Source organism: [Mycoplasma] falconis (assembly GCF_006385795.1).
GTDB lineage: Bacteria > Bacillota_I > Bacilli_A > Mycoplasmatales > Metamycoplasmataceae > Metamycoplasma > Metamycoplasma falconis.
Genome location: NZ_VFSS01000001.1, coordinates 72,400 through 96,490, shown reverse-complemented (window position 1 = coordinate 96,490; position 24,091 = coordinate 72,400). Strand labels below are relative to the sequence as shown.

General features: G+C 26.9%; 18 protein-coding genes. 14 read left to right on the top strand and 4 right to left on the bottom strand.

Going from position 1 to position 24,091, the window contains the following annotated elements:
• Positions 1-28 precede the first annotated feature (28 nt).
• Genes FJO69_RS00525 through FJO69_RS00515 form a run of 3 tightly spaced genes read left to right on the top strand, consistent with a single transcriptional unit; the run spans position 29 to position 7,113 of the window.
• Positions 29-1,036 carry an ECF transporter S component gene (locus FJO69_RS00525; protein ID WP_140781051.1) on the top strand — a complete coding sequence of 336 codons (1,008 nt, stop codon included), beginning with the start codon at positions 29-31 and terminating at the stop codon, positions 1,034-1,036.
• On the top strand, positions 1,036-5,883 hold the full coding sequence (locus tag FJO69_RS06505) for a valine--tRNA ligase (RefSeq protein WP_277872274.1): 4,848 nt from the start codon (positions 1,036-1,038) through the stop codon (positions 5,881-5,883). Before FJO69_RS00525 ends, FJO69_RS06505 begins: the two co-directional genes overlap by 1 nt.
• Positions 5,884-5,913: 30 nt before the next feature.
• The gene (locus tag FJO69_RS00515; RefSeq protein WP_140781050.1) at positions 5,914-7,113 is read left to right on the top strand and encodes a GA module-containing protein; all 1,200 of its coding nucleotides are present in this window, start codon (positions 5,914-5,916) and stop codon (positions 7,111-7,113) included.
• A 50-nt stretch (positions 7,114-7,163) separates the two neighbouring features.
• Here FJO69_RS00515 and FJO69_RS06500 read toward each other — a convergent pair whose 3' ends face one another.
• The gene (locus tag FJO69_RS06500) at positions 7,164-7,430 is read right to left on the bottom strand and encodes a hypothetical protein (protein WP_140781049.1); all 267 of its coding nucleotides are present in this window, start codon (positions 7,428-7,430) and stop codon (positions 7,164-7,166) included.
• Between the two features lie 110 nt (positions 7,431-7,540).
• Positions 7,541-7,954, bottom strand: coding sequence for a hypothetical protein (locus FJO69_RS06495; protein ID WP_140781048.1), 414 nt, complete (start codon positions 7,952-7,954; stop codon positions 7,541-7,543).
• Positions 7,955-8,185: 231 nt separating this feature from the next.
• Between FJO69_RS06495 and parE the strand changes: the two genes are divergently transcribed.
• From parE to rsmG, 6 genes are all read left to right on the top strand, one after another.
• The gene (parE, locus tag FJO69_RS06490; protein ID WP_140781047.1) at positions 8,186-10,111 is read left to right on the top strand and encodes a DNA topoisomerase IV subunit B; all 1,926 of its coding nucleotides are present in this window, start codon (positions 8,186-8,188) and stop codon (positions 10,109-10,111) included.
• Positions 10,112-10,117: 6 nt separating this feature from the next.
• Positions 10,118-12,910: a DNA topoisomerase (ATP-hydrolyzing) gene (locus FJO69_RS06485; RefSeq protein WP_140781046.1), complete on the top strand. Its 2,793-nt coding sequence runs from the start codon at positions 10,118-10,120 to the stop codon at positions 12,908-12,910.
• Between the two features lie 53 nt (positions 12,911-12,963).
• The gene (locus tag FJO69_RS06480; protein WP_277872273.1) at positions 12,964-13,092 is read left to right on the top strand and encodes a hypothetical protein; all 129 of its coding nucleotides are present in this window, start codon (positions 12,964-12,966) and stop codon (positions 13,090-13,092) included.
• Between the two features lie 118 nt (positions 13,093-13,210).
• On the top strand, positions 13,211-14,254 hold the full coding sequence (locus tag FJO69_RS00490) for an endonuclease (RefSeq protein WP_140781045.1): 1,044 nt from the start codon (positions 13,211-13,213) through the stop codon (positions 14,252-14,254).
• A gap of 93 nt (positions 14,255-14,347) precedes the next feature.
• Positions 14,348-15,316: a ribose-phosphate pyrophosphokinase gene (locus FJO69_RS00485; protein ID WP_211333773.1), complete on the top strand. Its 969-nt coding sequence runs from the start codon at positions 14,348-14,350 to the stop codon at positions 15,314-15,316.
• Positions 15,291-16,007 carry a 16S rRNA (guanine(527)-N(7))-methyltransferase RsmG gene (rsmG, locus tag FJO69_RS00480; RefSeq protein WP_140781043.1) on the top strand — a complete coding sequence of 239 codons (717 nt, stop codon included), beginning with the start codon at positions 15,291-15,293 and terminating at the stop codon, positions 16,005-16,007. The genes FJO69_RS00485 and rsmG overlap by 26 nt, the downstream gene beginning before the upstream one ends.
• 19 nt (positions 16,008-16,026) lie before the next feature.
• On the opposite strand, the gene FJO69_RS06475 is transcribed toward rsmG, so the two are convergent.
• Positions 16,027-17,196: a thermonuclease family protein gene (locus tag FJO69_RS06475; protein ID WP_140781042.1), complete on the bottom strand. Its 1,170-nt coding sequence runs from the start codon at positions 17,194-17,196 to the stop codon at positions 16,027-16,029.
• Positions 17,186-18,040, bottom strand: coding sequence for a class II fructose-bisphosphate aldolase (locus tag FJO69_RS00470; protein WP_140781041.1), 855 nt, complete (start codon positions 18,038-18,040; stop codon positions 17,186-17,188). Before FJO69_RS00470 ends, FJO69_RS06475 begins: the two co-directional genes overlap by 11 nt.
• A gap of 83 nt (positions 18,041-18,123) precedes the next feature.
• Here FJO69_RS00470 and yihA point away from each other — a divergent pair, with 83 nt between their 5' ends.
• The 5 genes from yihA to FJO69_RS06465 all read left to right on the top strand — a co-directional run bounded on the left by yihA (position 18,124) and on the right by FJO69_RS06465 (position 24,070).
• Positions 18,124-18,675, top strand: a complete 552-nt coding sequence (gene yihA, locus FJO69_RS00465; protein ID WP_140781040.1) for a ribosome biogenesis GTP-binding protein YihA/YsxC — start codon at positions 18,124-18,126, stop codon at positions 18,673-18,675.
• Positions 18,676-18,761: 86 nt separating this feature from the next.
• Positions 18,762-20,729: a GGDEF domain-containing protein gene (locus FJO69_RS06470; RefSeq protein ID WP_140781039.1), complete on the top strand. Its 1,968-nt coding sequence runs from the start codon at positions 18,762-18,764 to the stop codon at positions 20,727-20,729.
• Entirely contained in the window at positions 20,710-21,144 is a 435-nt protein-coding gene (rplI, locus tag FJO69_RS00455) for a 50S ribosomal protein L9 (protein WP_140781038.1), read from the top strand. The genes FJO69_RS06470 and rplI overlap by 20 nt, the downstream gene beginning before the upstream one ends.
• Before the next feature lie 6 nt (positions 21,145-21,150).
• Positions 21,151-22,599, top strand: coding sequence for a replicative DNA helicase (dnaB, locus tag FJO69_RS00450; protein ID WP_140781037.1), 1,449 nt, complete (start codon positions 21,151-21,153; stop codon positions 22,597-22,599).
• A gap of 1 nt (position 22,600) precedes the next feature.
• Complete coding sequence (locus FJO69_RS06465) at positions 22,601-24,070, top strand: DUF2179 domain-containing protein (RefSeq protein WP_140781036.1); 1,470 nt, start codon at positions 22,601-22,603, stop codon at positions 24,068-24,070.
• Positions 24,071-24,091: the final 21 nt, after the last annotated feature.

Genomic DNA, 24,091 nt, shown 5'->3' with positions numbered 1-24,091 from the left:
AATTTTTAATATAAATTAAAGGAAGACTATGCATAACAGATTACCAGGCGGTATTAAACACTACTTAAGATGAGTTAGAAGTCAGGCTAACATTTCTTATAAAAAATGAAACTCCAAAAGAATTGCTTTTGTGGGTGTTTTAATTGCTATTTCTGTTGTCTTTTTCTTAGTATCTGTACGTATTCTTCCTATTAGTGCCTTGCCAAGTTTAAAGTTTAGTTTTATCGGTCTTCCAATTAAAATTACAGGTTTTATTTTTGGACCTATAGTAGGAATGATTACAGGGATTTTAGCTGATTTAATTTCTTTTGCCTTGGTTCCAACTTATTACAACGTTTTATATACGGCGGCAGTAGCAATAGCTGGATTTATACCCGGTTTAGCAGCTTATTATTTCTTTAACGTTAACGAAATATTCTTTTCTCGTAAATACCGGATTTATAAATTTAAGGAAATTGTTGACTTCTTTAAATTGCAATATAATGAAGCCTTAGCAAGAGGTAATACTGAAGATATTCAATATTTTTCAGAAAAAATTGCTTATTACGAAGTAAAAATAATTTTATTAGAAACAAAAAAACGTCCAACAGCAATGATTAATTTTGCTTTTGTTTCGACGGTAGTTATTCTTGCCTTACAAATTGTTTTAATTATTGGTATTTTCTATAATCTAGACCCAAGTATTTTTGAAATGAATCGTTTTATTAAAAATAAAACTTTTTACATTATTCTTACTTGTTCTGGTTTTGCCGGCATGATTGTTTTTGTTGTGCTATTTCGTTTATTTTTAAAGAAAAAATATCAAACTTTTATCGAAGTTATGGCAATTATTTCATTTTGTGCTGTACTTGAATTTGTTAACGTTATTTTATTAGCTTGAGCTGATTCGGCAACTCTAAAAACTGACTTTTGAGTTAATTTAACTGGACAGACATTGTTTAGCCCTATTAAGATATTCTTTAACCTTGCTGTTATTTTAGCGACTTATAAAATAGTAGCTCCATTAGTTAGATCAAAAGAAGGAGATCGTTTCTAATGGCTAACAAATTAAAACTAACAGGATTTAGGGTTAATAATTTAAAGTCAATACAGCAAGTTAATGACAATTTTGAAACGTTTATTAATAACTTATCATTTACCATCGGAGTCGGTGGTATTTTGGCTTTTTTAGGCGATGATGAAGCTACTAAAAATTTAATTTTTAAATATATTACTAATAGCAAAATTCATTACAACGATTATCAAGGTTTTATTGAGTTTAAAGAAAACGAGGAGCAATTTAATTTAATTTATAAAAATATTAATTATCAAAGTCAAATTGGTTATGGATTTGACAAAGATATTTTTAGCGAGCAAAACATTTCGAATGTACGGGTGTATGATTATATTAAATCTTATGTGCAAGAAAGCCAGATACTTAATAACTACGTTAATATATTTATTAATAAATGAAGCGATATTTATACCGATTATAAATATTTATTAAGAAACGAATATGCCAAAATTAATGTTTCATTACAAAATGAAATCAATTTACATTTAAATAATATTAAAGACAAATTATTAGAATTTTATAAGGCATTAGAAAATCAAAATAAAATTACTTGTTTGAAAAATCTTAAAGAAATAGAAGAATTAATTTATAAAGTCATTTATATTCATCAAAGACACGAAGAAAAGCTTTTAAACTTAATAAATGAAACAATTTTAAAATCTGAGAACGGTATTTCATTTTTAAATCATAAAGAGTTTTTAGCTAAGAAAAAAGAGTATGACTTTATTAAGAAAAGTTTTAATTATGACAATAATTTCTTTAATAAATTAAAAGCAAAATTATTAGCTAAGAAAAATCATTTTTTAATTAAACAAAATAAATATAAAGAAATAAACCATCACATAAGTAAACTGCGTCATGATTTAAACAAAGAAAATCAATATAATAAAATTCAACTTGAAAAAAATCACAAGAAATCAGCCTTTATTTACTTTTTTAGAAACTATTACTTTAATAAGACCTATTTAAGATTTATAGCTAAATATAAAAGCTACATTCGTAAATTTGATCATGAAGAGCTAAGCCAATTAATTAATGATATTAATGAATTAAAATTACCGGTGGCAATTGACACATCTACTTTATCACGTAAATCTTCTAATATTAAATTAAAAAGACAAATTAAAAAAATCATCGACAGTACTTTTAAAAATACGATAGAGACTTTTAAAGAACGTTTCGAAGTTGCAGAAGCTAATTATCAAAAAAGAATTGAAGATTTAATCAAGCAACAAAATAATAGCGAAGAGATTCGACATACTTCAACTTTTAATAATTTAAGTATTTCTGTTTTGGAAAAAATAAAAATTGCTGAAGCAGAATATAAAGATGCAGAAAACGAATATTTATGAAATTTATCAACTACGGCTAAAAATTTACAAAATGAAACAAATTTATTAACTAATGAAACCTTGGTTAAAGCAGCTCAAAACAATTTTTTATTGTTTGAAATTAAAAGAAATATTAAACATATTTATCGAATTTTATTTAAAAATATCAACGATGAAAATATCGTTTCACAAGCTAAAAAATTATTTTTAAGCTGCAATATCTTGCAAAGATTTACTAAACAAATGGTTGAATATCAACAAATTATTTTTACTTATAAAAAAATAAAACGTAAAGTAAATAAAAATTTGGCTATTACGTTTATTAGGAAATTGTTAATTTATAGAATTATTGAAAACACACAAATACCTTTAAATAACATTTTTAAAAATATTTATGAATTAAGTTTAAAGGATCGTATTAATCTAGAGTTAAATAAAATTTTAGTTAATGAGCCTGATTTACTTGTTATTGGCAAAGAAATTGCAAAACTATCAAAAGAAGATCAAAACGAAGTTTTAAATAAAATTAACCAGTATATTTTGAATAACGGCAAAATGGCTATTTATTTTTTAAATGATTACGACTTAGCTGTTAATTTAACTACAGATTTATACGTTATAAGTGGTTCAAAAGTTATCGAACAAGGTAAGACTTCACTTATTAAAGAAAATCCAATTAATCCTGTTGTTAAATTTAATTTAGGTTTTGACGATGTTAGAACTTCTCATTTATATAAAAAATATTTAGAAACAAAAGATAATTTTGAAAACATTTTTAAATATGAAATTGAACCTAACCATTTTGTGTGATGTACTTGGGACGAATTACAAAGTTGAATCACTAAAAATAATTTAAAAAACAAAAAACTATTAGAGCTATTTTTCTTTAAACATAATTCAGAAAATAATCATTATGAAATTAAAGATGAAAGATTATTTGATGATACTACTTTAATAGATATATCAAATACAGTTCAAAGGAGTGAACCTATGGATAAAACATTTAATCACCAGATTGTTGAAGAAGGTAGAAATCAAAAATGAATAGATAGCAAAGCCTTTTCAACTCACGATTTATCTAAACCACCATTTACAGTTATTTTACCTCCTCCTAATGTTACTGGTAAATTACACATTGGACATGCCTTAGATGGTTATTTACAAGATACTATTATTAGATATAAAAAGATGACTGGATATGACGTTTTATTTTTACCTGGTAAAGATCACGCCGGAATAGCAACCCAAGCTGTCGTAGAAAAAAGATTAGCAGCCTTAGGTAAGAATAAATACGATATGGGTCGTGAAGTTTTTATTGAAGAAGTTTGAAAATGAGTAGGTGAATATTCACAAAACATTGCTCGTCAATGAGGTAAATTAGGCCTTGGTTTTGATTATACTATGGAAAGATTTACACTTGATAAAAAAGCCAATGAAGCGGTTTTAAAAGTGTTTGTCGATCTATATAACGACGGTTTAATTTATCGTGATACAAAACCTATTAATTGAGATCCTAAATTACAAACAGCTTTATCTAATATTGAAGTTATTAACAGTGAAACTAAACAAAAAATGTACTACATCAAATATCCAATTAAAGATAGTGATGAATATTTAGAAGTAGCTACAACCAGACCAGAAACTTTACCAAGCGATGTTGCTTTAGCAATTCATCCAGATGATAAAAGAGCATCTATCCTATTAACTAAAACTATTATTCATCCTTTAACTAAAAAAGAAATTCCGGTTATTAAATCAGAACTAATAGATCCTAACTTTGGTAGTGGTATTATGAAGGTGTCTGCTCATGCAGTTGACGACATAACTATTATTAAAGAAAATGGATTAGAAGTTTTAGAATGTATTGATAAAGCTGGCAAAATGAATAAAAATGCCAACGAATTTTACGGTTTAGATCGTTTTGATGCAAGAAAAGCCATTGCCAATAAATTAAAAGTAGATGGCTTTATTATTAAAGTTGAAGATATTGTTTCTAACGTTGGTTATTCAGAAAGATCAAAAGAAGCTGTTGAAATTTTAGTTCAACCTCAATGATTCGTAAAAATGGACCGCCTAGCAAAAGATTTATTAAAAGATATAAATAGTGAAGATGGTGTTAAATTCTATCCTGAAAGATTTAAACAAACTATGATTAACTGAATGGAAGGGGTTTACGATTGAACTATTAGTCGTCAAATTTGATGAGGACATCGAATTCCTGCTTGATATAAAGATGGTGAATGTGTAGTTCAAATTAATTCACCTGGTGAAGGTTGAATTCAAGAAAGCGATGTTTTAGATACTTGATTTAGTTCTGCTTTAGCTCCTTTTGTTTTCTTGGGTTGACCTCAAGATAAAACATTAATTAAAAGATACTTTCCAACTAATTTATTAGTTACTGCTTATGACATTATTTTCTTCTGAGTAGCAAGAATGTATTTCCAAAGTTTATATTTTATGGAAGAAAAACCATTTGAAAGAGTTTTGATTCACGGTTTAGTTAGAGATGCCGAAGGTAGAAAAATGTCTAAATCATTAGGCAATGGAATAGACCCAATAGCAGTTATTGATGAATTTGGATCAGATGTTTTAAGGGTTTCATTAATATTCCACTCTACCCCAGGTCAGGATATTAACTATGGACCAGATAAAATTCAATCTGCGAGATTATTTGTTAATAAATTTTGAAATATCGCTCGTTATATGACAACTATTAAAAGCGAAAACGCTGGGGAAATGTCATATGATAAACTAGACGTATTTGATAAATGAATATTAGATAAATTTAATAAATTTAAAAACGATGTAGCAAACGCAATAGAAAATTACGAATTTTCTATTATTTATAAAGCTATTCAAGAATTTATTATTAATGATTTTTCAAGCTGATATTTAGAATTTTTAAAATTCAAAAATAATAATTATTTTGCTCCTTATTTATTTAGAGAAATTTTAATTAATCTTCATCCATATATGCCATTTTTAACTGATTACTTATTTGAAAATATTTATCAAGAAGAATTGCTATTTGCAACTCAAAATAACTATCAATTACACGAAGGTGAAGATGTTTCTTTCGTTTCTCACTTAATTGAAATGATTACTACTTTAAGACAATATCGTGAAGATAAAAAGATTTCCAAATCTCAGGTTCTATACTTTTCAATGTATGAAGTACCAAACGAAGAGTTTTTAACAATTATTGAAAAATTAACTAATTTTAAATGAATGGAAAATAAAGATTTTACAGTAAAACTTACATTTGGTAATGTTTACATTAAATTAGACGAAGCATCAAAAGCTAATGAAATAGCAGAGTTAAACAAATTAATCGCCAAAGCCAAAGAAGAAATTGCTTTTAACGAGAAATTTATTAATAATCCTAATTTCATGGAAAAAGCTTCAGAAAAAACAAAACAAGAAAAAATAGATAAACTTGAATTATTTAAGAAAAATTTAGCTTTTTATGAAGAAGAATTAGCTAAAAAAACAAAATAGATTTATTATTGTTTTAATTTAAGGAGATATATGAAAATTAAAAAATTAATTTTTTCAAGTTTAAGTTTAACTTCACTTTCATTGCCTGTTGTGGCTTTATCAGCTTTGGCAAGCAATGAAGATAATTTAGAAGATAAAAAACAACAATTAAATAAAAAAATAAATGAATCAACCGAAATTTTTAATTATCAAAAAAATGATTTTCAAAAACAATTAGAAAATGCCAATAGTGAAAACATTAATCAATTAGAAAACCAAATTAATCAAGCACACGAAAATGGTATAACACCATTTTTACAAAATATTTACAAACCTTTTGCTCCAACTGCCGGACTACAAGGGGTAGTGCCTAATTTTAACCAAAACCAACATTTTAAAAATTATGTAAATCAAGCTAAAAATGATGAAGATAAAAACAAATTAGGTTTAGATGTAACTAAAAATTTAGAAATTTTAAAAGATGCTTCAACATCAATAAAACAAATGGTTGATTTTATTGATAAAGATCCTAAATATCTTAATTCAGATCAAGCATTTAAAGATAGGTTAAATAAAACTTATCATGATTTAATTTTAGCTTCAACCGGAACTGATTTTGCTAGCGTTAAAGCTTTACAAAGCGAATTAACTAAATTAAAAAATGAGACCAACGGTGAAGCTAGATTAAAACAAGAAAAAGAAAAAGCTATTAAAGAAATTAAAGAAAATTCAAATTTGTCTAATTTGCAAAAGGAAACTTTTGAAAAAGAAATAAATTCTATTAATAATATAAGTGATCTAGAAAAGAAAGTACAAGAATTAAGCATTTCAATCAATTACTTATTAGAAATTAAATTTTTAGCAGAAACTTTTAGTGGATATCCAGATGGTAATTTACACGAATATGTAAAATCAGTAAGTTTCTTAGCTACCAGATTTACTAATCCTAAAGAAATATTAGCCTTATTAAACCAAATTAAGTCAAGAGTCATACCTGGTTATGTTCCGATGGCTAATTTTGATACTCATACAAAAGTTCCTGTTCCTGAAACCCATGACGGTTTAATTAATTATCCTAATAGCAAAACCACTTATGAAGAAAATAGAAGTTTTCCATGATTAGCAATTGTTGTAGTTTTTGTTTTACTACTACTATTTGGTATTATTGGTGGTGTATTTGTATCTAAATATAAAAATAAAATTAAAAAAGTAAACAAAGAAGAAATAAATTCAGAAGATAAAAAAGAATAAAACAAATAAAAATGACTTGTGTTATTACAAGCCATTTTTTATATAAATTTTTATTTAGTTTCTTGTTTAGTTAATTCTTCTTTTAATTTCATTGAGCCAACTAGTGAAATGATAAATCCTACTAAAGGGCAAACAAATGAAACCCCAAAACCTACTCATAGTAATATTTTGGTTTCTTCTTTTTGGTTTTTAATAGCAGCTGAAAGACCTGTAAATACAATCGCAGCAATGTTAATTGGGAAAAATAAACCTAAAATCGCAATTGCTACAATATTTAAAATATAAGCTGTTTTAACGGTTTGTAAATCTTTGTTCAAAATAAACTTCCTTTATATGTTTATATATTAAATATTTTATTTTATAAAAGTTGATAATTTAAAAAGTTCAAATAAAAATGTACTTGTAAAGGTACAAGTACATCTGCTTTTTAGTAGTATTTATTTGTTGACTCTGTTGCTAATAAGTATTTTTTTAATTTTGCAGCTCCAACAATTGCTATAATCGCTCCAATAAGTGGAAATACAAATGATAATCCAAAACCTACTCATAGTAAAGTTTTAGTGTTTTTTTCCTGATTCTTAATATTAGCTGCTAAGGCAGTTAAAACTAATGCAGCAATTCAAATACCAAATTCAAATATTCCGAATAATCAGAAAAAAATTAAACCTATACCTACACCTGCAGCTAAGGCTGTTGCTCCTTCTTCTGATCTGCTAGTTGTAGCTACTGCAAAAATGGTTCCTGCAAAAACTAAGAAAAGAATAAAGAAAATTGGAAAAATAACGATATTAGCAATGTTTAAATTAAAAGCTCCTCTAGCTCTTTTTAAATCTTTTGTCAAGATATTCTCCTTTTTAAAATAAATAAATTTTACAACTCGAAAAATATCTAGCAATATATAAAAATATAAAAAAGCAATATATATATATATATATATATATATATATCACTAATTACGAGTCACTATTATTTTATATTTTTTATTGAAATAATTTTTTTAAAAAATAATTTTTGCGTTTTTATAAAACAAGTTAAAACTGTTATAAGTAATTATTTATTTATAATTATTATTATGAATTCAAACGAACATAAATATCAAGCTAGCGATTTAAAAATATTAAAAGGTTTAGATGCAGTTAGAAAAAGACCCGGTATGTATATCGGTTCTACTGACTCTAATGGTCTTCACCATTTAATTTGAGAAATAGTTGATAACTCTATTGATGAGGTTTTAGCAGGATACGCCACTTTAATAAAAGTAATTCTTAAAAAAGACGGATCAGTTATTGTTGAAGATAATGGTCGTGGTATTCCAGTTGATAAACATAGTGAAGGAAAAACCGGAGTTGAATTAGTTTTTACTGAACTTCATGCTGGAGGAAAATTTGGGGATGGAGCTTATAAAAGCTCAGGAGGTCTACACGGAGTGGGATCTTCTGTTGTTAATGCTTTATCAACTAAATTAGAAGTTAGTGTTTATCGCGATAAAAGAGAATACTTCACCGCTTTTCAACAAGATGAAATAACTAAAAAAACTACTTTAATAGGACCAACAACTAAGCAAGGCACAAAGGTTCAGTTTTGACCGGATCAAACTATTTTTAAAAAAGCTAAGTTTAATCCAGAAACCGTTAAAGAAAAACTAAGAGAATCAAGCTTTTTATTACCTTCTTTAAAAATCAATTTTATTGATGAAAATACCCAAGAAAATGTTATTTTTGAAACCACTGAAGGAATAAAAGAATATATTAAATTTGTTGGTGAAAACAAGAATTTTATTAGTGAAATTTTTTATAGTCAAGGGCTAGCTAAAAATGATATCGAAATAAGTGTAGCAGTTGGTTATACTGATGGCTATAGTGAATCTATTTACAGTTTTGTTAATAATGTTAAAACAAGAGACGGCGGAACTCATGAAACCGCTTTTAAAACGGCTCTAACGAAAACAATTAACGATTTTGCTTCTAAAAATAATCTTTTAAAAAATAAAAATACTTATGATGGAAACGATGTTCGTGAAGGAATAATAGCAGTTATATCACTAAAAGTTCCGGAAAAGATTTTGGAATTTGTCGGACAAACCAAAGATAAATTAGGAACCCCAGAAGCCAGAGAAGCAGTTGAAGAATTTGTTAGTGAGAAATTTAATTTCTTTTTAAATGAAAACAAAAAAGAAGCCGAAAAAATCATTGCCAAAATTAAAAAAGCTTATGAAGCTAGAATGGCGGCTAGAAATGCCAGAAATGAAGCTAGAAAAGCTAAAAATAAACTAGATAATAAAAAAATATTATCTGGTAAATTAACACCTGCTCAATCTAAAAACCCTGCCGTTAAAGAATTGTTTTTAGTCGAAGGGGATTCGGCTGGTGGTTCAGCTAAATTAGGACGTAATCGAATTACGCAAGCGATTTTACCGCTAAGAGGTAAAGTTATAAATACTGATAAAGCCAAATTATCTGACGTGTTAGCTAACGAAGAAATAGCAACAATTATTAATACAATTGGGGCTGGTATTGGTGAAGATTTTAATGTTAAAAATAGCAACTACAGCAAAATAATTATTATGACCGATGCTGATACCGATGGTGCTCATATTCAAATTTTACTTTTAACTTTCTTTTGAAGATATATGAAGAAATTAATTGAAGCGGGTATGGTTTATATTGCTCTTCCACCTTTATATAAAGTTTCGGTTAAAGGTGCAAATAAAAAAGAAATATACGCTTGAGATGAAGATCAATTAAAAGAAATTACTAGTCAATATTCTAACTATGAAATTCAGCGTTATAAAGGTTTGGGTGAAATGAACGCCGATCAACTTTGAGAAACTACCATGGATCCTAAAACAAGATCAATTATTAAAGTAACCGTAGCCGATCAAGCTTTAGCTGAAAGAAATGTTTCTATTTTAATGAGTGATGATGTTAATGCTCGTAAAAAATGAATTAACGCCAATGTAGATTTTTCTAATGAAGATAATTTTGAAATTAAGAAATAGGTAATAATGAAAAAAAATCATAAAGATGAATTAGATAAATATATTGAAAATATTATTGAAAAAAACATGGTCGAAGTAATGAGCGACCGTTTTGGGCGTTATTCAAAATACATAATTCAACAAAGAGCTATTCCTGATTCACGGGACGGACTTAAACCAGTGCAAAGACGGATTTTATATTCAATGTGAAATTTAAAACTTAAAAATAAAGAACCATTTAAGAAATCAGCTCGTATTGTCGGCGATGTTATTGGTAGATACCACCCTCATGGAGATTCTTCCATTTACGAAGCCTTAGTAAGAATGAGTCAAGAATGAAAAAGTAATTTTCCGTTAATTGAAATGCATGGTAATAAAGGTTCGATTGATGATGACCCTGCTGCTGCTATGCGTTATACCGAATCAAGATTAGAAAAAATTGCTGAATTAATGCTTAAAGATTTAGACCGTAAAACTGTTCCTTTTGTTCCTAATTTTGATGATAGTGAATATGAACCAGTCGTTTTACCTTCTTTATTTCCTAACTTATTAATTAATGGTTCTAAGGGTATTGCGGCGGGGTTTGCGACCGAAATACCACCACATAATTTAAACGAAGTAATTGAAGCGACAATTGCTTTAATTAAAAAACCGACTATATCTATTGAAGAATTATCACAAATAGTTTTAGGACCAGATTTTCCGACTGGGGGAATTATTTACGGAATTGAAGGTATTAAAGACGCTTTTACAACCGGTCAAGGAAAAATTATTCTTTCTTCAAAATATAAATATATATACGATAAAAAAAACGAAACTAAAATTGTTGGTATCGAAGTAAATGAAATACCTTTTGGAGTTGTTAAATCTAAATTAGTAGCTGATATTGATGCCATAGCCATTGATAAAGTTATTAACGGCATTAAAGACGTTGTTGATCAATCAGACCGTAACGGAATTTCTATTTATATTGAATTAGAAGAAGATGCTAATGCCGAAGCTATTATTACTTATTTACTAAATAAAACCGATTTAAAAATTAGTTATAACTATAACATGGTGGCAATTGATAATAATGCTCCTAAACTTTTAAATCTACAAACTGCTTTATATTCATATTTAGATCATTTAAAACAAGTTAATACAAACGGAATTAAGTTTGATTTAGCTAAATATAATCTAAGACTAGAAATTGTTAAAGGTTTTATTAAAGTTGCTGAAATTTCAGATCAAGTAATTAAGGTTATCAAAGATTCTGATAACTCTAAAAAAGGTGTTATACAAGCTTTAATGGTTAACTTTAAATTTAGTGAAATTCAAGCTACGGCAATCGCTGAATTAAGATTGTATAAATTATCAAGAATGGATCAACTTGAATTCATAAATGAGAAAAAAGAATTAGAACAAAAAATTGATTATTGCAATTTATTATTAGGCAATACATCTGAATTTAACAAATATTTAATTAATCAATTAACGCAAATTAAAAATGAATATGGTAAAGAAAGACAAACCCAAATAACTGAAGAAAAAATCTCTACCGAAGTCGATCAAAAACTCCTTGCTAAAAATGAAGACTTTTATTTCTTTTTAAGTGAACAAGGTTATATTAAAAAAGTTTCACAAAGAATGTTTGCTGCCAATAATTTTGATAACTTTAAATTGAAAGAAGAAGACGCTCTTCAATACTATGACAAAATTAATTCACTTTCAAAATTAATTTTCTTTACAAACTACGGTAACTTTTTTGTTTTAGAAGCTCATAAATTAAAAGATAACAATTGAAAAGATTTAGGAGTTCATATCTCTTCATTTGTTGGCTTAGATCAAAATGAAAGAATTATAAGAGTAATGGAAGTTGCTTCGTTTAATACTTATGCCGATTTAATTTTGGTAAGTAAGTTTGGTTTTGCTAAAAAAGTGAAAATTGAAGAATTTGACAGTAAATTAACGGCTAAAAAGCGTACTTGCATGAGTTTTAAAAATCAGGATGATGAACTAATTGACGTGCGTTTATCTAACGGCGAAAAAGACATGTTTATTATTTTGAATAATGGATGCTACTTTTTAATTAATGAAGATGTTTTTAATTCTTATTTAACTTTAAAGGCCCAAGGTATCAAACTTTTGGGTAAATTACAAATTGAAAAAGGTGTTTTTGTTTCTGGTTTTACTACCACTTCACCAATCAATAATGTGATAATGATAACTAAAGGTGGTTTAGCTAAACATTGAAATATGCGTAAAATTGAACCTGTTAAACGTTATGGTAGAGGTTTTAAATTATTTAATGCAATTAAAAACAGCAACAGTGAAATTCAAACGATTGAAGTGTTAACTTCTTCATTAGAATATTACTTTACAAACGAAGACAATGTGCCACAAAAACTTGAATTAAACGAAATAACCAAAGATAGATCGGCAGTTGATAAATTAATTAAACTAGATATTAAAGCTTTAAATTTAGGTCATTTAATTCAACATATTACTATCAATGAATTAATTGATATAGAAAGATCAGAACAAGAAAAGTTAAAAGAAGATTTCTATAAAAAACAAGAAGCTAACAAAGATCTAGAACTAACGGTCGAAACAACTTTATTTAAACGTTATTATGTAAATCCTAATAAATCACAAGAGGAATTGAACGAAGAAGAAATATTAGAAACAGGTACAGCCTTATTTGATATTCCAGAAATTCAAGAAGTTAATCTTGAAACTAAAAAAGATAATAAATCATTAGAAGAAAAATTAAAAGCAGTTGAAAATTTAAACGTTGATGACCTCTTAAAAAAAGTTAAACAAATTAAGAAAAAATAGGTATAATGTATAAATCTTTATAATATATTATAAATTTTGACAAAGGAGCAACTATGAGAAAAGATGTTAGACTTGCTAACAAAGTTAAAGCTGCTAAAAGACAAGCAAAATTAGCTAAAGAAAGAGCAAGAGAAGCAAGAAGAGCAGCAAGAAAAGCTGCTGCCGAAAACGCACAAAACTAGTTTTAATTTCACATGTTAATAATAAAGCCGTTTTTAATAAAGCGGCTTTTTATAATTATTTGTTTTATACTGTAATAAAATTTAATTAAATATCAATAATAAATAAGGATAAAAAATAATGAATAAATTTAAAATCTTTTTAACTAGCACCGCTTTTTTAGCCTGTGTTCCAGTTTCTTTAATTGCTTCTAATTGTAATAAACCCCAACCGGAACCTCAACCAAAAAATCCAAATCCACAACCCGACCCAACTCCTGCTCCCGATCCAAAACCACAACCACAACCTGCTCCATCACCTGAACCGGTTAAACCTGCTGAACCAAAAAGCAATGAATATCAAGATTCTAATATAGTATATAAACCAAGCGATTTTTATAAATCAATAGATGGTTTAAAAGGTAATGATTTAAGAGAAGGATTATTTTTAATTCAAAAAGCTAACCGAAATAAAACAGGTAATTATAACGATTTATTTGATACATATAAAGATGCTTTTGTTGATAAATATTATGAAAATGATGGCTCAGTATTAGATATATACGAAGAAAACCCAGAGGGAAAAGATAAATATGTTCAATTTCATGGTCGCTTTCAGGATAGAGGAAATAAAGAAGGTGATGGAATGAATAGAGAGCATTTAGTGCCTCAATCATGATTTGCTAAGGGTAACCCAATGCGTAATGACGCCCACCATGTTTGACCTACTGATAAAAAAGTTAATGCATTACATAGTAATTTACCTTATGGAGATGTTATTAGTGCTAAAAATATAACTGTTAACGGAACCAAAATAGGTAAAGGTAAAGAAGACGGCGGTCAAGTAACAGAAGTTATTAATGAATTTAAAGGTGATGTTTCAAGAGCTTATTTATACTTTGTATTAACTTATCAAGATAAAAATATATCAAATACTGTCGGTTCAAGAGTATTCCAAAAAGTAAATGGCAGAAATATTATTAAAAGTTCTTTTTTAAAAACATTTTTAGAATGAAATAAATTAGATCCAATTTCGCAATTTGATTTAGATAGAAATAATGGAATTTATAAGCATCAACGTAATAGAAATCCATTTTTAGATTATCCAGAATTAATTGATGTTGTATTTAACAATAATAATGATTATGTATTTCATAACAAAGGAATAGCTATTTCACTTAAATAATTACTTAATCAAGCTTAGGCTTGATTTTCTTTATTTTATTGCCACTGTTTTATGTGTTAAAATTTTTATACATTATTAAGGAGAGTTTTAAATATGATTAGAAACGAAAATATTACTATTTTTGGAATGGATAATTCTAAAAAACTAGCCAAAGAAATTGGCGGTTATTTAGATTGTGAAATTGAAGATATTCAAAAAACCACTTTTGCTGACGGTGAACATTTACTTTGATCTAATACAACTGTTAGAAATAAAACTGTGTTTATTATTTGCAATACATCAAAACCTGTTAATGATAATTTAATGGATTTATTAATTTTTATTGATTCTTTAAAAAGAGCTAGTGCTAAAAGAATTATTTGTGTTATGACTTATTATGGTTATTCAAGACAAGATAGAAAAACTTCTGGAAGACATCCTATTACAGCTAAATTAGTAGCAGATCTTTTAGAAAAAGCGGGAGCGGATAAAATAATTGCTATTGATTTACATAACGCTTCAATTCAAGGTTTCTTTAATATTCCTGTTGATGATTTAAGAGGACAATTTATTTTTGTTAACGAGTTAAGAAATCGCGAAGATAAATTTGTTATTGTATCTCCAGACCATGGTGGAGCAGTTAGGGCAAGACAACTATCAGAACTTTTAAATAAAGAAGCTAATATTGCTATTATTGATAAACGTCGTACTGGACCGAATGTATCAGAAATAATGGGTGTTTTAGGTGATGTCAAAGATGAAAATGTTATTATTTTTGACGACATAATTGACACCGGCGGAACAATTATTCACGCAGCAGAAGCTCTTAAAAAACAAGGAGCTAAAAAAATAATTATTGCCGCAACTCACGGATTATTTAGTCGAGGCTTTGAAATGTTTGAAAATAATCCTATTATTGACGAGGTTATTATTACAAATTCTATCGACCATTCTGATTTATCACATTTTAAAAAATTAAAAGAACTTTCAATGGCTCACTTTTTAAGTTTAGTTATTGAAGCTAATGTAAACAACACCTCAATTACGGAAATTTATAATGATTACGGAAAAGGCAGCATTTAATTTATTTGATAAATATTTACCCTTAACTTCTGAAATAGTTAAACAAAATTTATATCAATATTATGTTTTGATTGAAGAAGAGAATAGTAAGTACAACCTTACAGGTTTTTATGATGAAAAATTAATTTGCGAAGGTTTAATAGAATCAATATTAATTTTTAAAAAAATTGAAAAAAATATTTTTGATTTTAAAAATAAAAATGTTTTAGATATAGGTTCTGGAGCTGGTTTTCCAATATTGCCATACTTTATATATAACCCAGATTTTGATCTTACTATTTATGAACCCATGCAAAAAAGAGTTTATTTTTTAAATAAGGTTATAGAAAAATTAAATTTAAAAAATATTGCAGTAAAACCAGTAAGAGCAGAAGATTCTAAAGATTCAGAAATCTTTGATTTTATTTCAGCAAGAGCAGTTAGTGAATTAAAAAACCTTGTAGAAATTACTCACAAATTAGGAAAAATTGATTCAACTTTTTGTTTTTTAAAATCTCAAAATTATTCTGAAGAAATAAACAATGCTAACTGAATAAAAAATAAATTAAGTATTAATTTTCAAGTCAAAGATTTAAACAAGTTTTTTAGTATTAATAATGTTTTGGTTTATTATAAAAAAGAATTTAAAACCCCTTATGATATCCCAAGAAAATGAGCTCAAATAATTAAGTATAATTTAAATAAAAAGTAGAGATTGGCTATGTCTATCTCTACTTTTTTGGATAAATAAAACTATATTCATCTTTATTTTTATAAACACCTAAATTATTATTTTTTGCATAAATAGAAGCTTCAACTAATTTATTGTAATATTCTTCATTCTTGGTGAAATAAATATTATCTGCGTCAATACTTATATATTTCATTATTCCGTAACCATTTTTAATAATTTCTAAATTTAAGTTAGCTAAATAATTGTTTTTATCTAAAAAATAAATAATTGATATTATCCGGTTATATTTATCTTTTATACTATTATTGTTTTTATAAGCATTTACTTGTGGAACTAAAATTATTTTATTTGCATTAGTTAAAATTTTTTCTATATATTTTTTGGCTATTAATCCGTGTTTATTTTGTATATCATTTATATTTTTGTTTTGCTCATAAGTATTATTTGCTTTTCTTATTTCTGGTGTATCAATTCCGGCAAAACGGATTTTAAATTTATCGTTTTTTAAATAGACACTAATAGTGTCTCCGTCTATTATTTTATCTAACTTTACATAAGTCGCTTTATTTGCTTTTAAAAAATCAGAAAAATTGTATTTGAAATCTTCTAAATATTTAGGTGAATAATAGTTCAAATACTTAAAATAATTATTTTGTAATTTATCAAAATCTTTAATTTTTGCTTTTATATTATTTGGTTCATTGTTGTTTTGTTCTAAGTAACGCTTCAGATTTTCAAAATTAGGTTTAATGATTTTCAAATTTGATTTTAAATATTTATTTATATTTAATCATTTTTCTCTTATTTCATATTCAGGATTTTGAGTACAAATTTTTATTAAATTTCTTAAAAATATTTTCAAATTTTTATTTGATATAGAACATAAAATTTCTAAATATTCAATTTGTTGATCTAAAAGTTTATTTTCTATTTCTTCTATTTGATTGTTATATTTGCTATAAAAAATTCTAGCTTTTTCTAAAAAAGTTTGTTTAGAAGTATTCGCTATATTTTTAAGATCATTTAATTTATTGGCCACAAGGTTAAATTCTTCGTTTCCGGAAAAAGAAGTAAATAAACTAAAATCTAATTCAAAATTTTTCTTAATTTCAGCAGATGTTAAATTATTACAAGATATAGTTATTGTTGGGACGAAAAATAATAAAGAATTACCTAAAAATAATTTAGAAATATTTTTATTTTTCATTTAAAAAGTCTTTAACAAAAGCCCTTAAATATTGTTTGACTTTTTCAGAAGCAAAACCATAAATTTTGCGAGGGTCATAGTTTTTGCCTTTATTTAAATCGTATTTTTCTAAATACTCTTTAATTGCAAATGCATTCACTTCTTGTAAAGCGGTATTAATATTAATTTTGCTTATTCCTAGTTTTACTGCTTTTTTAATTTCTTGTAAATCAATACCAGAACTACCGTGTAAAACTAAAGGTATTTTAAGGCTATTGTTTAGTTCTTCTAATTTAGTAAAATTTAAACCATCTCATTTTTCTGGATATCTTCCATGATAATTATTGATACCGACAGCTAAATAATCAACTCCTAATTCCTTCATTTTTTGAGCTTCTTTTAAATCAGTAAGCATACATTTTAGATTTTCAATACCATCTTCTTGACCGCCAATTAAACCTACCTCTGCTTCGACAGTTACATTATTTTTTTTAGAAATATCAATTAATTGTTTAGTTTTTTCATAGTTTTCTTCAAAAGGTAAATGCGAACCATCAAACATTACAGATTTAAAACCTGTATTAATAGCTTTTAAGCATTGATAGAAATTACCGTGATCTAAATGAGGTATTGCTTTAATTTGTATATTTAAATCTTCAATTAAATTTTCAACTAAATTTAAACAAGTTTTATATCCACCCATATATTTAATAGCTGATGGAGAAAAGCCAATAATTACATCTTCTCTTAATTCATTAAATACTTCTAAAATATTTTTAATTCATTCTAGATTGTTTGCATTTATGTGTAAAATTGCTTTCCCTTGTTTATATAAGTTTTTTACTATTTCTTTTCCGTTTGTCATATTTAAATTATATTGGCATATTAAAGCTAATTAATGAAATGAGAAATAAGTATGAAAAAGTAATAAATATTTATAATATTTGCATGTGAAAATTTATAAAAAGTGCTTCCGACCATAATAGTTGATTTGACGAAGAAGACAAACAAATAGTTTTTTGAGGTAGATCAAATGTTGGTAAATCAAGTTTGATTAATGCTTTAGCTAAACAAAAAATTGCCAAAACTTCTTCTACTCCCGGTAGAACAAGATTAATTAATTATTTTGAAACAGATACTCAAAAAATTGTTGTTGATTTACCTGGATATGGTTTTGCGATTATGGGTAAAAAACATCAAGAAAAAGTTGCTGGCATTATCGATTTTTATTTTAGAAATGATAAAAGTGAAAAAGTTGTATTAATCTTAATTGATGGTAAAGTGGGTTTCCAACAAATTGATCTTGAAATGATTGATTATTTAAACTTTTTAAATATAAAATTTGACATCGTAATTACGAAAATTGATAAGGCAAATCAATCACAAAAACACAAGGTGAAACAGCAAGCTTTAACTTTTAAAAACGAGATAAATATTTTTATGGTTTCAGCCAATAAAAATATCGGTATTGATGAATTAAGAGAATTTTATAATATGTAATTTTCTTAGATTTGAAACAAAAAGGATTTAAAGATAACCATGGCTCTAACTATAAGTTAGAGCTTTTTAATATATAATTAAATAATATGAAAATTAATCGTCATCAAAAAATAGTTTTAGCTTTACAAATAATATTTTTATTTTTATTGCCAACAGTAGCTTTTTTTGTTGGAGTTTTTAAATTAAGCGGCTGAATTCAGATTTTTGTTGCAGTGTTATACATGCTGGTAGTAGCTGGGCTTTTAATTTATTTGACAGTTAATCTATTATCTTCTTATTTAAGAAGGGCAATTGTCGCCAAAAGATCTCTAAATTATTACATTCAAGAAGAGATCGGACAATATGAAATTGGTTCAATTATCTTTTTAAATAACGGCAAAATTATTTGAGCTAGTGATTTTATTAAAAAAAGATTTGGAGATAACGTTTTAAATAAAACTATCAAAGAATTATTTTTGGTTGATGAGTGAAATGATGATAATTTAGATTTTAATTTTCAAGTAGATAAATATGATTATCAAGTTCACGTTTCTTTTGAACATAACATTGTAACTATTAGAGATATAACAATTCAAACTAATTTATTAGAAGATTACAAACGTCAAAGAATTGTTTTTGGTGAATTAAGTATTGACAATATGAATATGTATCGGGCAATTCTTTCACAAGAAGATATGTTTAAATTTTATGGTCAAGTTATTAACATGTTAGATGAACTTTCGAGAAAATTTAATTTAACTTATCGTCAATATGAAAATGGAAGGTTTTTCTTAATAACCAATCAAGAGACCTTAAATTTATGAGAAAAACAACAATTTACTTTTTTTAATTCTTTTAAAGGTAAACAAACAGTCAGAAACATCGATATAACTTTTTCGGTCGGGTTTTCTTACGGAAACTTTAAATATGATTCTCTAGAACAATTAGCAAAAGATGCCTTAATGCAATCACAAACTCGTGGTGGGGATCAAATCACTGTTATGACTCGTGATGAAAAGCCACGTCATTATGGCTCAACTTCGGAAATAGATGTTAATTTATCAAGGACTAATACTAATTACATAGCTAAAATGTTATTGGCCAAAATAAGATCTAAATTAATTGATAAAGTTATTATTTATGGTCATAAAGATGCCGATTTAGATGCATTAGGTTCTACTTTCGGAGTATGTACTTTAGCAAGGGCTTTAGGTAAAGAAGCTTATATCCAAAATAAAACTTTCGATGAAACAACAAGACATGTTTTTGAAAGTTTATCTGCTGAACATCAAAGTTGATTTATCTCAGTTAAAGAAGCTAATGTATTAACTGACGAAAAAAGTTTGGTTGTAATTTGTGATACTTTTGATCAAAGTAGAATTGAAAACGAAGAAGCTTTTAAAAATGTTAAGAAAGAAAACATCATTGTTTTAGATCACCATCGAATCAGTATTAATCCTGAATTTGCATTTAGAGAAAATCTTTATATCGATTCTTCGGCTTCATCTGCTTCAGAGATTGTTACTGAAATTATTGCTTTAACATCTAATAGCGATAAAATTGATAGCCAATGTGCGCAACTTTTATTAAACGGAATTTATTTAGATACTAATAATTTTCAAAAACAAGTTACAGCTAAAACGTTTAGTGCTGCTTCACTTTTACAAGAATGAGGAGCTAAAATTATTGAAGCAGTATCATTGTTAAAAATGCGAGAAGATGTTTTTGAGACGATTAGAGATTTATTACAAAATTTACAAGAGGTTAAAAAAGGCTATTATTTAGCTTTTAAAGATGAAGAAGTTGCAACTGATATTATTTCAAAAGCAGCAGATGAAATTTTAAGAGTAGACGGTCGAAAAGCAGCTTTTGTAGTTGCTAAAATTGCCGGAACTAAAAAATATAAAATGTCAGCACGGGGCATTAATACTAACGTGCAAATGATAGCAGAAGCAGTCGGCGGAGGAGGACACTTCGGGACAGCCGCTGCAGAAACAACAGAAAAATTAGATTTATTTATTGACAATATTAAACAAGCAATAGTGAGTGTGAAAGATGAAAGTAATATTAATTAAAAATTATCAAAAAAACAAAGTGAATGACATTATTGAAGTAGCAGATGGATTTGCTAAAAACTTTTTAATTAAAAATGGTTATGCTCAACCAGTTAATAAACAAACCATGGCAAACCTTGGTAGAGTAAAAGAAAAGATTGCTGAAAATTTAGCAGAAGAAATTAAAAAAGCAAACGAAGTAAAAGCAGAAATTGAAAAGCAGACAATTGTATTTTCTTTAAAATCAAATGGCAATATCGTACATGGTTCAATTTCTCATAAAGCAATTGAAAAAGAATTACACAAATTAAACATTAGAATTCCAGATCATGCTATGAAAGGTGAATCATATAATACATTTGGATCACATAATGTAAAAATTAAATTACATCCACAAGTAGAAGCGACCTTAAAAATAATTATTAGAGAAGAGTAGGTATTTATGACAAATTTAGAGCAGAAAGAATTGGTTATATTAAATAATGAAGCTTCTTTATTAGGTTTACTAATGAGTGAATCAGAAGCTTATTTACAAATTGGAGACATTTTAGACGCTAGAATGTTTCATTTTCCGGTACATCGCACTTTATATAAAGCGATTGCTGATTTATCTCAAGATTCTAAACAATTCGATTCTGCTCTTTTGATTAATTATCTAAGTAATAACAAATTAATTGACACCATTAAAATGTACGACATGCAAGGTGTCGACTATATAAGTCATTTAATTGAAAACGCTGGTTTTTTAAGTGAAATTGAAAAATATGCTAAAAACGTTATTGATCAATATAAAACCGACGAATTAATAAAACTGTTAAATAATAATTTATCTACTATTCAAAATAAATCATTTATTGTAAAAGATTTAATAAATAATTTACAACTTGATTTATTAAATTTAGATATATCTGAAGTTAATACTTCATTTACTAAAATTGGTCAAACAGCCCAAAATTTGTATTACTCAATTATTAATAATGAAAGAAACGAAATTGGCGTTGGTCTTCAATTTGGTTTTCCACCATTAGACGAACTTTTATTAGGGGTTAACCCAGGTGATTTAATTTTACTAGGGGCTCGTCCAGCAATGGGTAAAACCGCTTTTGCCCTTAACATTGCTAATAATGTTGCTAAAGACGGTAAAACGGTTTTATTTTTCTCATTAGAAATGTCCAATATGCAATTAGTGCAAAGGTTAATGGCAATTGATTCGATGGTTCCTATTAGTGGTTTAAGAAAGAAAGAATTAACCAAAGAAGAAGCGACCAGAATTTATTGAACAGCTGACCATATGAAAGACTGAGATATGTATTTAAATGACAAAGCAACTTTGTCTATTTCTGATATAACTACGCTTTCAAAACGTTTAGCTTCAAATAAAAAAATTGATTTAGTAATAATCGACTATTTACAATTAATTAGCGATTCTTCAAAAAGATCAGCTGAATCTAGAAGTTTAGAGTTGGGAAGAATTTCTCGTGGTTTAAAACAATTAGCGAGAGAACTTCATTGTCCAGTTTTAGCGTTAGCTCAATTAAGCCGTAGCGTTGAAAAAAGAGAAGACAAAACTCCTATGATGTCAGATTTGCGTGAATCTGGAAACATGGAAAATGACGCTGATGCTATTTTAATGCTTCATAGAAACGATTACTACAATAAAAAGAAAACTTATGAAGGATCTAATAATGCCGATACTAATAATAAATCAGGATATAATAATGAAATAGATCACGATCAACCTTCATTAACTAGTGTTATCGTCGCTAAAAACCGTCACGGATCAACCGGAACGGTTCAATTATTATTCGATGCTAAATGTAATCGTTTTATTTACGAAAATCGTAAAGAAAATAATTTTAATGGTTTTAGTCAACAACCTAGAAAGGAATAATATGCCAGAGTTATCTAAAAAAGTAACTAAGGCAAAAGAAAAGATACAAAAGAAAAATCTAACTAAAGAAGAAAAATTAAAACTTAAAGAACAAAAAATGGAGATATTAAATCCCCAAAAAATAAACATTTTTAATGTTTGAAAAAAATGTCCTAAAAAAGTTTTATGAATGTTTGTTAGTGCCTTTCTTTACAACATTGCCTTAACTGTCTTTTTAAAGAAAGCAGCAACTATTGCTAGTGGTACCTCATCACTATCACAAATAATAACTTTTACTGCACCTGCCACCGCTCAATTTTATGGTTTATTTTATGTAATAGTAAACTTACCGTTAATGTTTATTTTTTGGGGCATGAACCCGAGAATGTTTATGGTGTTAACTTATTATTGAATGCTTTTCCAAGTAATAGTTCAATGTTTATTTATTGAATATGCCGGAAGAGGTTCAAACCCAATTGTTAACTTTATAAATCAAAGAATAACAATTTACAATCCGATTGGGCAAGTAGTTACAGAAGATGGTAATATTTTAAGATTTTATTGAGATCCATTTGGGTTGGATACAAGACTTATAACTCACATTAATAGAAATAATTATCAAAATATTTTTGAAGCAGCTCAACAATTAAGCTCTTCAAACGAAATTAAAGCAAGTTTATTAACTTCTTTAAATGCAGACGAAGTTAAATTAGCTCATTATTTGGTAAATAAATTTAATGCTAATGATTTAAATTTTGTTCAAAATAACGTTAAAGAAATTTTTGCTAACCCAGATGTTTACGCTTTAAACACAAAATTAGTACCTTCTATTTTATTAGGAGAAGGTTTAACTAATGGAAAAAATACAAAATTATTTGGAGTATATAATGGAGAAAACTGACCTATTATTGTTTATGCAATTTTAGGGGGTGCTTCTGAAGGGTTTGCTTCTATTGTTGCTTGAAGACAAAGAGGATCAATTGGTGGTACTTCTGTTATTTCAAACTATATCGCTTATAAAAATAAAAAACCAGTTGGAAATGTATTTTTAATGGTAGCAATTTGTTTTTCATCATTTTCTACTATTGTTATTGGTTCACTAGAATATACAGGAAACATTAACGGACACGTTTGAAATTTTGATGAATTTATTGTAAGAATCATGGGTACAATAGTTTACTTATTAGTATTTTCAGCTTTGGTTAATAAGTTTTATCCTAAATACAAAAAAGTTAGAATTGATATTTATACTAAAAAACCAGAACACGTTGCAAGCCGTTTCAAAAAGATTGGATATTTACATTCATTTAATATTTTTAACGGTGTTGGAGGATTTAATCATAAAGAATTTGGCAAGATTGAAACAGTTGCTTTATTTTTAGAAAAAGATCAAATTTTAGATGAAGTTAAATCTGTTGACCCTAATGCTTGAATTACTATTTCTAATATTCATCAAATTATCGGTCAATTTGACACTTCATTCGTTGATTAATAATTAATTTAAACGTTCTAA